General features: G+C 47.3%; 11 protein-coding genes. 4 read left to right on the top strand and 7 right to left on the bottom strand.

Translation table 11 applies throughout. From position 1 onward, the window contains the following. Positions 1–245: 245 nt before the first annotated feature. Complete coding sequence (gene menC / locus VN447_RS09775; RefSeq protein WP_325525087.1) at positions 246–1,373, bottom strand: o-succinylbenzoate synthase; 1,128 nt, start codon at positions 1,371–1,373, stop codon at positions 246–248. Positions 1,374–1,375: 2 nt separating this feature from the next. Continuing rightward, positions 1,376–2,263 (bottom strand): hypothetical protein, encoded by an 888-nt coding sequence (locus VN447_RS09770; protein WP_325525085.1) that lies wholly within the window; start codon positions 2,261–2,263, stop codon positions 1,376–1,378. A gap of 299 nt (positions 2,264–2,562) precedes the next feature. Between VN447_RS09770 and VN447_RS09765 the strand changes: the two genes are divergently transcribed. Next, positions 2,563–3,723: an amidohydrolase gene (locus tag VN447_RS09765; protein ID WP_325525083.1), complete on the top strand. Its 1,161-nt coding sequence runs from the start codon at positions 2,563–2,565 to the stop codon at positions 3,721–3,723. A gap of 91 nt (positions 3,724–3,814) precedes the next feature. Here VN447_RS09765 and VN447_RS09760 read toward each other — a convergent pair whose 3' ends face one another. Then, a complete protein-coding gene (locus VN447_RS09760) occupies positions 3,815–4,882 on the bottom strand; it encodes an alanine racemase (protein WP_422663597.1) in 1,068 nt (355 codons plus the stop codon). A gap of 368 nt (positions 4,883–5,250) precedes the next feature. Further along, positions 5,251–5,553: a hypothetical protein gene (locus VN447_RS09755; protein WP_325525081.1), complete on the bottom strand. Its 303-nt coding sequence runs from the start codon at positions 5,551–5,553 to the stop codon at positions 5,251–5,253. Between VN447_RS09755 and VN447_RS09750 the strand changes: the two genes are divergently transcribed. Then, positions 5,546–6,070 carry a hypothetical protein gene (locus VN447_RS09750; protein ID WP_325525079.1) on the top strand — a complete coding sequence of 175 codons (525 nt, stop codon included), beginning with the start codon at positions 5,546–5,548 and terminating at the stop codon, positions 6,068–6,070. The genes VN447_RS09755 and VN447_RS09750 overlap by 8 nt on opposite strands. Positions 6,071–6,284: 214 nt before the next feature. Here the strand turns inward: VN447_RS09750 and VN447_RS09745 are convergent, their stop codons facing one another. Next, positions 6,285–7,484: a hypothetical protein gene (locus VN447_RS09745; RefSeq protein WP_325525077.1), complete on the bottom strand. Its 1,200-nt coding sequence runs from the start codon at positions 7,482–7,484 to the stop codon at positions 6,285–6,287. Then, positions 7,432–7,596, bottom strand: a complete 165-nt coding sequence (locus VN447_RS09740) for a hypothetical protein (protein WP_325525076.1) — start codon at positions 7,594–7,596, stop codon at positions 7,432–7,434. The genes VN447_RS09745 and VN447_RS09740 overlap by 53 nt, the downstream gene beginning before the upstream one ends. Before the next feature lie 551 nt (positions 7,597–8,147). Here VN447_RS09740 and VN447_RS09735 point away from each other — a divergent pair. Further along, the gene (locus tag VN447_RS09735) at positions 8,148–8,921 is read left to right on the top strand and encodes a LexA family transcriptional regulator (RefSeq protein WP_325525074.1); all 774 of its coding nucleotides are present in this window, start codon (positions 8,148–8,150) and stop codon (positions 8,919–8,921) included. Between the two features lie 45 nt (positions 8,922–8,966). On the opposite strand, the gene VN447_RS09730 is transcribed toward VN447_RS09735, so the two are convergent. After that, a complete protein-coding gene (locus VN447_RS09730) occupies positions 8,967–9,377 on the bottom strand; it encodes an SgcJ/EcaC family oxidoreductase (protein ID WP_325525072.1) in 411 nt (136 codons plus the stop codon). 279 nt (positions 9,378–9,656) lie between these two features. Between VN447_RS09730 and VN447_RS09725 the strand changes: the two genes are divergently transcribed. Continuing rightward, positions 9,657–10,070, top strand: coding sequence for a hypothetical protein (locus VN447_RS09725; protein ID WP_325525071.1), 414 nt, complete (start codon positions 9,657–9,659; stop codon positions 10,068–10,070). The last annotated feature ends 191 nt before the right edge of the window (positions 10,071–10,261 follow it).

Here is a 10,261-nt window from a genome sequence, read left to right as displayed (position 1 = left end):
TCCTCAGACCGGAGTTTTGCCGCCGACTTCCTTCAGATTCGCCCTCACAGGCGACACCCTTGTCTTAGGCTAACGGTTGGCACTATCAACCCCCGTATTGGACTTTCACCAACAAGTAAGCGCCCATGCTGGGCGCACATGCAATAACCCATCGGCCCTATGAGGTCGATGGGTTATCTTATATTGGTCGCAGTCCACTGCCCAGATCAGCCAAAATTCACTTAACATGTTAATTTAAAAACATGTTATCTAGCTTCAGGCCGGAAGGTTTTGCTATATAATGTGTATTTATCAATCTTCTCACGGCACAGAGCATAACCGATACCGGGCCGGTCAGGCACATGAATAACACCATCATGGACAGTAACTTCGGGTTCAATCAGATCTTCTTCCCAGTAACGATTGGAAGCGGCCGTGTCTCCAGGCAAAGTGAACCCGGCCAAGGTAGTAATGGCAACATTATGAGCCCGGCCGACCCCGGATTCAAGCATACCGCCGCACCATACCGGCACACCCTTGCCCACACACAAGTCATGGATGGCTTTAGCCTCAGTAAGACCACCTACCCTGCCAATCTTAATATTAATGATCCGGCCGCTATCCAATTCCAGCGCCTTACGGGCATCCTCTACCGAATGAATGCTTTCATCAAGACAGATGGGCGTCTTTAACTGCTTTTGCAATACCGCGTGGTCAATAATGTCATCATGGGCAAGAGGCTGTTCAATCATCATCAGATTATATTCGTCCAGGGCAGCCAAGCGGGCCGAATCGGCCAATGTGTAGGCCGAATTAGCATCGACCATCAATTGGATTGCGGGAAAGCGTCGTCTTACCGCTGCCACTATGTCAACATCCCAACCTGGTTTTACCTTGATTTTTATCCGTTTATAGCCCGCCGCCACATATTTTTCCACCTGCGCCAGCAGCTTATCAACTGAGCTTTCAATACCCAGACTAATACCTACGTCGATAACCGTCCGTTCTCCCCCCAAAGCCCGGTACAACGGCACGTTTTCTGCCATAGCATATAGATCCCACAAAGCCCCTTCAAGGGCAGCCTTAGCCATATAGTTGCGACGGATGTGGCGGAAGAGGCCAGCCACTTCCTGGGGATGACCTGGCGGCTGATGCCAGAGTAAAGGAATGAGAAACTCCTTAAGCATCAACCAAACTGTGCCTACTGTTTCTTCATTATAGAGTGGCGCTTTCATGGCCACCGCCTCGCCCCAGCCGGAACGCCCTTCTGCATCTTTGACTTCCACCAGGATAAAATCTTTATCCCATTCTGTTCCAAAGCTTGTAGTAAACGGTGCTCTCATACGCATCCGCATAGCCCGTAAGGTAACAGCCGATAATCGCAATTTCATCATTCCTATCCTTTTAAATCCTTTTCCCAGGGCGGCTGAGGCAACCCCAACTGCTCCTGCCGTGCTAAAATATATTCACTAACCGGAACTCCTGGTAAACGCCGGAAGCCGACCACGGCCCAGCCGGCGTCAAACAGGGAAACAAACGCATGCCTGGTTACCAATCGCCATGTCTTGGCCAAAGCGATATCCTGCACCTTAATCTCCTGGATATCCGCCGGCACCGCCACCGTTACTCGAACCGCTTTATCAAGAAACTCAGCCGCCAGATTGGCCTCTCCTACCGGTTTAATCAGATTTTTTCCACAATGTTGCCACAGAATTGCCTGGCATTCTTTACCTGAAGGTAATAATAGTTCTTTGGACTGTTCTAACCACCAGGCTACTTGAAAACGGTCTGACGGCAACCCCTGATTGAGGTTATCGTTCATCTCTCCGTAACAGTTGACAATATATGTCGAACAAACAGCTCCCAGCTTAGTAATATTCAGATTGGCATTAACTGATTCCAGCGGATCATAAGTCCAAGTAACCAGCGAATAGCCTGCAGTTCTCGCCGCCTCGGCCTGAGCCAACTTTAATTTTTCCCCTAGACCGCGGTGGCGCCAGCCTTCCCGTATCCCCAGCATATGGGAGCATAGATAAGCCTGCCGATTAAGATACCCGGGGAAACTATACAAGAGTCCCACCATGAGGTTGCCATCGAAAGCTCCCACTAAAATACCGCCATTTTTAGCTACCGTTACCACCTGATGCAAAGGCAAGGAATGCGGCATGTGCCAGACCAGGTGCTCCAATTCCTGCATTGCACAAAAATCCTGCAGCCTGTCAGGAGTAATAGCCCTCAATTCGATTGTATCGCCCTGGTTCAGGCTGTTAATACCGCTGCTCATCGTTTTTTTCTAAACCTCCTTATGATAAATTTTTATTAGTATAGCCTATAGATCTGAGGAAAATATTATAACTTCTTCTGAATCTTTCCATAAAATTCCTGCTTAATGACAGCTTGCACTTTCATCTCTTATTTCTGCTTCCATTCAATAAAAAGCCAATCATCATATACTGATAGTAATACAAAAGAGGAATATTAACATCTATCATAGTATAAGAAAAATAATTGAAAAAGTACGAACAACAGCACGTGATGGGCATCAACATAATATTAATCCTTGGTTTCAGGGGAGGAAATGACATGATTGCGTTAACTGGCGGGAAAATCCTGACCATGTGCGGTAAAAACCTGGATCGCGGTACAATACTGGTTCGAAACGGCAAGATATGGGCAGTCGGCAAGAATATCGACATCCCATCAGGCTGCCAGGTTATCGACGTAACCGGCAAGACCATAACCCCGGGACTCATTGACGCGCACACACACCTAGGTGTTGAAAGCGAAGGTATGGGCTGGGCCGGTATTGATGTTAACGAACGCAGTGAACCGGTTACTCCCGAAATGCATACGCTCGATGCCATTAACCCGGCCGACCTCGGCCTCCTGGAAGCCTACCAGGGGGGCGTAACTACTGTTATGGTGGCTCCCGGCAGTGCTAATCCTATTGGCGGACAATGCGTGATCCTTAAAACGGCGCCGAAACCCATCGTAGAGCAAATGGTGTTACAACGGTATGCCGGACTTAAAATTGCCTTTGGTGAAAATCCTAAGCGCGTTTATGGAGCAGACCGTAAAAAGATGCCTGTCTCGCGCATGGCTACCGCCGCCTTAATCCGGGAGGCATTCTGGAAGGCCCATCATTACCTGGCAAAACAAGCTGAAAAAGATTATAAATATGACATGGGACTGGAAGCGATCGCCAAAGTCCTGCGAAAAGAGATGCCACTCCGTGCTCACGCCCACCGGGCGGACGACATTGTCACAGCGATACGGATTGCCAGGGAATTTGATGTCGATATCATTATCGAGCATGGTACGGAAGCTTATCTTGTCGCAGACATGCTGGCCGAAGAAGAAATTCCTGTAGTTTTAGGGCCAACCTTATCCACCAGGTCAAAAGTGGAACTAAAAGATAAGACTATAGAGTCACCAGCCCTGTTATACCGGCATGGCGTATCTTTTGCCATGATGAGCGATCATCCGGTAACTCCCAGCTCTTTTCTGTCCATATATGCTGGCTTGGCTACCCGGTATGGCCTCCCGGCAAATAAGGCTCTGAAAATGATTACTTGCGATGCCGCCAGGATTCTGGGCCTGAATGACCGTATCGGCAGCCTTGCTCCTGGTATGGATGCTGATTTGGTCGTATGGAGTGAAGACCCGCTGATTATCTCTGCCCGCCCTGAAATTGTCATGGTTGACGGACGCATGGATTTTTTACAGGAGAAGGAGCTGTCCTGAATTGCGAGGCTGCAAAACAAGGAAGCAATCCCCCAGTCGTGGAGATTGCTTCCTTGTTTGTTTCCGTCCCCAGTTCTCTTTCAACCCGGCACTAAAATCGTCTGTTAGCTCCGCCTCTTGCATCCACCGCGATCGTCTTTTCAACTATACCGTTCCGATGCCCTGTTAAGAAACTTGTCATATTGGCCGCGGCACAGGCGTGATTGGGAATAATCTCAATCTTATCCCCAACCTTTAGCCCGGTATTGCCGTTAGCTCTGATCTTGCCAACCTCTTCAGATAAACTTTCCACCATTAATTCAGGGTGATCTTTGACAATGCCGTAACCATTTACCAGGGATACGCTGTGAGCGCCTTTATCTAAACCCAAACACTTACTGCCCGCATCTATGATAAAAAGGTTCTTACCCGGGTTGGCAATGACTGTTGCCAAAACTGTCAGAGAACACCGCTCAGGCGGAACTACCCCCAATGCCACCTGGATAGCATCATAGAAAGTATAGTTCCCGGGCCGCAGCGTGGTAACCGTTTTACTGCAGGCGGCAAACGGTCCAGTGGGAGTGCTGCCTGTAGCGACTATTTCTACTGCAAAACCCTCGTTACTCAGCAGGTCTGCTGCTTTCTCCAAGGCCGCAATCTCCTCTTTAGCTACAGCCACAACGTCCGCTGAGGTATTCTTGCCGTATACATGCCCCGGATGAGTGGCGATTCCCTTAAACTTCAAACGCGAGAACTTGCTTAGTTCTTGTGCCAGCGTAAGGACGCTATCCGGCTGCACCCCAAACCGGTGCAAGCCGCAGTCGATGATAATCAAATACTCCATCGTAATCTGCTCTTGCAACAGCATTGCTTCAAATTGAGCGGCCGCTTCAACACCATCAAAGCTCAGGATAACGTGAGCTCTTTTTGCCAGGTTAATCACCCTGGCAATATTCTCGGCGGCGGCGACAGGATAGGCCAATACCAGTTCCTGATAATCCTGCTGCTGCAGTCGTTCGGCTTCGTCAAGCGTGCCGACCAGAAAGCTATCGGAGCCATGAGCCGCCTGCAGGGCGGCAATCCCAGTACTCTTATGTGTCTTTACCATTGGACAGAGTTTTTTACCGTTAGTCTTGCAGAGCTCCGCCATTTCCCTGATATTTAATTCCAGTTTGTCCAAATCCACTAAAAAGCTGGGAGTAGTAAGTTGATTTATTCTTAGTATATCAATCACCTCCAGTTTTTAACAAACTATTATCTTCTACACCTATTGGCCAAAAACCTGGAATTTTTGATTGTCTTCTCCATCTATGAATATTTTTCTCGGTAAGTGACTTTGGTCTATTTGGACATAGTCGGAGTGCACTAGACTGGAAAGGTAAGTAGATCGAAAAAAAGTCACCATAATATCTAACTTTCCATATTATATTATGTAACGCGCTTTAATTAACAAGAGGGGGCGAATAATATAAATAATTCAGACGATATAAACTTAAACTCACCAACGACATACGGAAGGAAATATAGTTCTCGTCATAGTCATTATCATTACAAAGATGATACTCCTAAAGACCATAAGCCTAAACAATGTGGGGCTTGTCCCCCGCAGGGGGCTACTGGACCTACTGGACCCACCGGCCCCACCGGCCCCACCGGACCTACTGGAGCAACAGGCGCTACAGGTGCTACAGGTGCTACAGGTGCTACAGGTACAACTGGCGCTACTGGTGCTGCTGGAGCAACCGGAGCTACTGGTGAAACCCGCGCTCTGTCCTGCGTAGCTGATAGTGTCCAAATATGCGGTGAGGGCATTGACGGCGTCACCCGCACCGTCAGAACCGATGTGAACAACGTCCTTGCCACCTTGCCCAGCGCCAGTACCCAGTCGCAAATAGGTCGCATGTTTTCGAATGTACTTGACACTCGCTTATTGTCAGGGGATTCATCTTCGATAGTAATTGCAAACCCGATAGGATCAGGCAGAATTATGTATCTTGATTCGGTTTTTGGCGGCTGCAGGCTTGATCCGGTCAACCAGGCGCTAAGCTATGAATCAACTACAGAAGTGCGTATAGCTAGTGACCCTACGCCTAGTGCCGGGAGTTTCGCAAGCAATCTTAACTTTGGCTTTCCCGACAACAGCGCTATGATTGTCGCCCATATTTTCGAAAGTATCGGGGGCTTCATAGTGGCCGGTACAACTCAGGTTATCGGGCACTTTTCCCTTGACTTTGCCGGTAAAATAATCATTCCGCCTGATCATTCCCTCGGGGTGGAGGTTACTGTTCCAGGGATACTTTCAGAGGGAAACGCAGTCCAGGTTAGAATAACGGTAACATGGTACGAACTTGACGAACCCACTGCCTGAAGATGCAGCACAACAACCCTTAATCAAACCGGAATGGCCGGGGTCAATTATGATCTTCAAGGGCTGACCTCTTCAGAATGATTTTTCAACGACATTGTCAGGCCCAGTATTCCGCAAACAAGGGTTTAGCAAGCCCTGCCGTGCTGCAAATTCAACGCGGCAAAAACAAGGAAGCAATCCCGCCAGCAGAGGAGATTGCTTCCTTGTTTGTTTCTTAAGGTGCCACCGGGCCAAATTCCTTCGCTAGCTTAGCTATCCGCTCCAGGCGGGAGAACTTCATGTCCGGGGGAGCCGTGTCGGCGATGCTTAAGATTAAATGATCCCCCTTGCCGATCTGTTGAAACAGGTCATCCAGATACCGGGCAAATTCATAATCGCTCATGGAGTTCTCTAATACAGCCACCGAGGCCACCCCGCCCCAGATGGTAATGCCGCTGCCTTCGAAAAAATCCCGGACCTGCTTTAACGTCAGCGAGGTCAGCGGTGCCGGACAAATCGAGTCGGCAATATCAATATGGCCGGCCGCAAAAAACGGCAGCAGCTTTTTGTTTTCCCCGGCAGTATGGGTCAGCAGGAATTTGCTGGCGGCGTGAATCTTGTCCGCCGCTGCCGCCAGATAAGGCGCAACATATTCATCCATAAACACCGGCCAGGTAATTTGCGCGTCATAATTGGTCCCCATACGGATGAAATCAGCCGGACTGGCGATTGCCAAATCAATTACCTTCCGGTAGTAGCCAGCCATGCGCTCCGCCAGGCGCGTTAGTTCCACCTGCTGGTCATAATAGGCGTAAAAAAACTGATCATACGTCATTAACTCATGGAGAATCTCGTGCATCGGTGAGGCTCCCATGCTGGCAATAGCACCGACCAGCCCCCGCTCCCCGATCTCTTCCTTAAGTTCAGCCAATCCCTCATAACTAGCCCTGGGTTCGGCCTGCTCATAGATATAGCCAACCGCCTCATAGTCTTCGACGCTTTTGATGGCATGCTCAAGCACATGCGATAGCGTAATACCGGCCTGGCGCATGGACTTGTTGTAAACTGTCCTAGTCTTAATCGCCCCGGCAGGAGTCAGATACTCCACGGCAGTAGTGTCACCATCATAGCAAATGTTGCGCCTGATTCCTTTTAATTCGGTGCGGAAAGGCATATGTTTAATGCGCCACATGCCCAGCGCCCGGTCCACGACGTCCAGCGGGTCGACATAATCCTGATAGTCGGGCACAACGGTATGATAGCCGATGTCCAGGTCCTCCACAATGTCCAACAAGCTGGCGCTCCGGTATTGCCGCGGCAGCGTGCCGTTATACTTGTTCGCCTTATACCACAAGTCCAGCCGGGGTACAAACGGTAGACAGTCAACCGGCTGCCCTCGCAAGGTGGCCAGCATTCTTTGCCGGTACGTCATCATCGGTATTCTCCTCCATTTCATTACTTCTCTTCAAGCAAACCCTATAGATGGGCGGAAACATGCCGCCTTCGACAACCCCGAGCAGAAACCGCACCACGGTAGCTGGGTACACTGGTCACGGCCCCCCTGCAGTGCCGAGAACAGGTCCCACAGGATGCTCGCACCAGAATGTACTCGACCATGATAAAGTTCAGTACCAACGTCCATCTGAAGGTTTTCAACCTGCTGATCTGCTCCATTTCTCATCTCCCAATATCTTTTCCGCCCGCATTGAAGACCCGTGCTGGCTGCGCTATAATGGAGACAATCACATGGAAAACATACCACTGTTTTCCAATGTTTGAGCCCAGCCGACGCCGTCTTTGTTGCGTACGGCCACAAGTGTCGTTCAGACACATTTCTAAGCAGACTTCTCCCTTGTTCATTGGCTTATACTGTGCAGGGCAAAGGTTGCCTTTATGGTGCCAGTTTTGCATGCTCCCGATATGGACAGGCACTGGCACCCCTGCCTGGGTCTGATTTGCTTTTGCACAACCTGGTTAAAAGTGAATCATGCAAAAGTAGCCTTAGCTTCATTTTACTTTAATATTAAATAATTTGTCAATCTTTACTTTTATTTAATATTAAATAGTTTAATACAACTATAATTGGGGTGTTTTGTTTATGACCTCTTTTACCGAGCGGCTCATTTATCTAATAAAAGAATCCGGCGCCTCTCACACCACAATATTTGAAAAAACAGGAATCTCAACAGGCAATTTAAGTAGTTACCGGTCTGGACGGGTAAAGCCTTCCTTTGATGCAATTGTAGCTCTTTCGGATTTCTTCAACGTTTCTACCGACTGGCTTTTGAAAGGAACCGGACCCGTACCGGAACATTTTCCACAAAAACGTATTCCGGTCTATAGTTGTGTTGATTCTGATGCCAGGTTTTTAAATGAAAGCCAGACCAAATATCTTACAGAAACCCTTGACTGTAATACGATTGATTTTTCCGGTTGCGTAAAAAGTGACAGGATGCAATATGTCGGAATTTATGCCGGAGATATGGCTTTTTTTAAGCGAACGGAAATTCCCCAGCCTGGTCAAATCGTTGCTGTTCGAAATCTAACCGGTGGCAATGAGCTTACGCTGCAATTTTTTATCAAAAAAAATAGCCAAGCATACTTTCGCTCAGCAAATCCAGATTATGAAGATGTTTTGATGACCTCTGACCATCAGATTGACGGCGTCTTGGTTGGCCTGTTGAAAGTGCAATTTCCCTCACTTTGTGACTATGAGAGTTTCCTAACCTATAAGCAGCAATCTGAAGAAGCCTGGGCAGAGATTATTGCATTGGCTTTCAGCAATGGTATTCCGGCACAGTTTGTTAAGCAGCTTATTGAGATGCAGATTGCGATGTTGAGGATTATTACTGAGTCTAGGTGTAAAGAATGATCGGATAATACTGCCTTGGATGAGGTAGTATTATCCGATCTTTTTTCAGCGTTCCATCTCCTTTGACTCCAGCAACTCTATTCCATAGGAATTATCAATAACACAACGCCATTTTTTATCCAAATCTTTCTTAAACACATAAGTTGCATTACGTTCCATAGAAAATGAAGTATCCGTTTTTTGACTGGCAGTTAGTAATGTCTTTGATATGACTAAGGCGGTGTCACCAGCCTCAAGTATACACAGATTCTCCTGCCTGACCACAAGACTATGATTAAAGTATTCAGCGATAGCTTCAAATGCCTTGCGAATTTTATCTTTACCCTGCGCAATCAGACCAGGTTTAACTACTAATATCGCATCCTCCGCATAAAAATCCATCAACGCCTCAAAATCTTCTTTATTTATTGCAGCGTCTGCTCCCTCTATTAATCGTTTAAGCTCCTGATCATGCATAGATTTTCCTCCTTTTAAATGGCTCATTTTACTATGTCCAATTGATTGCGTTCCCACCCGAGGCAACACTGCTTACTAACACATATCTTATAGCTGCTAGCAGATAGCTCTCATCCTGCGGCAATCCTTGTAACATTCCTGTAATGAACAAAAAGAGCTTTGAAAAAAACAATCCTGAGTAGCTCAAAAATTAAACTGGCTAAATGCTCAACTTTCAACCGCTTGACATATCATAATTTATCCCCTCTGAAATATTTTTAGATAGAGGAGGTATATAGAATGACTACCATTTCCTATTTACAGTCTTTAAGTGCCGAGGAACTTACAGCCTTAGGCTACATTCTGGCACTTAGTCTATCTAGAAGTATCACCAAGGAAGATCTATTAATAGTTGGCCTTCTAATTGATAACGTAGGCGATGTAATTGAAACGATTGCCGCTATAGAAGCAATTCAGGCAAGAGACGCGAGGGGAAATCTAGACACCCCGAATGATAGGATACCCGAAGAACAAAAAAATGAGACAACAACAAAAGAACAGCAAAATCTTGACCAAGTTATAGATGATTTTCGTGAAATTATAAAAAGTTTCCGTGAAATTATTGATGATTTACAAAACCAAACCGCTAGCTTACGACAGGAAATTCGAGAGCTTCAAAATAAGTTTGAAGACTCAAAGGGACGGTTCTCTTGAGTCAACCTATTCACTTATATCACGCATATCCTGCCACTGGAAGACTCAAAGGGACGGTTCGAAACCACTGAAGAATGCCATGTTTTAAGCAGTAATACCATCCCGGTGCAGAGCCGTTTGGGGCAAAAAGTCGGTTGTGGGCAAAATCGAGTACAAGTACGCAAATAAAAGGATACCAGTGCCGCGATCCT

The organism is Sporomusa sp., from assembly GCF_035561155.1.
In the GTDB taxonomy this organism is placed as follows: domain Bacteria; phylum Bacillota; class Negativicutes; order Sporomusales; family Sporomusaceae; genus Sporomusa.
The sequence above is the reverse complement of the archived record's forward strand: the minus strand, read 5'-3'. Positions and strand labels throughout refer to the sequence as shown.

What these genes read in the sequence shown, in the direction of transcription:
- VN447_RS09730 (WP_325525072.1), bottom strand. Translation starts at nt 9,377, where the DNA reads ATGCATGATCAGGAGCTTAAACGATTAATAGAGGGAGCAGACGCTGCA.
- VN447_RS09725 (WP_325525071.1), top strand. Translation starts at nt 9,657, where the DNA reads ATGACTACCATTTCCTATTTACAGTCTTTAAGTGCCGAGGAACTTACA.
- VN447_RS09770 (WP_325525085.1), bottom strand. Translation starts at nt 2,263, where the DNA reads ATGAGCAGCGGTATTAACAGCCTGAACCAGGGCGATACAATCGAATTG.
- VN447_RS09765 (WP_325525083.1), top strand. Translation starts at nt 2,563, where the DNA reads ATGATTGCGTTAACTGGCGGGAAAATCCTGACCATGTGCGGTAAAAAC.
- VN447_RS09745 (WP_325525077.1), bottom strand. Translation starts at nt 7,484, where the DNA reads ATGATGACGTACCGGCAAAGAATGCTGGCCACCTTGCGAGGGCAGCCG.
- VN447_RS09735 (WP_325525074.1), top strand. Translation starts at nt 8,148, where the DNA reads ATGACCTCTTTTACCGAGCGGCTCATTTATCTAATAAAAGAATCCGGC.
- menC (WP_325525087.1), bottom strand. Translation starts at nt 1,373, where the DNA reads ATGATGAAATTGCGATTATCGGCTGTTACCTTACGGGCTATGCGGATG.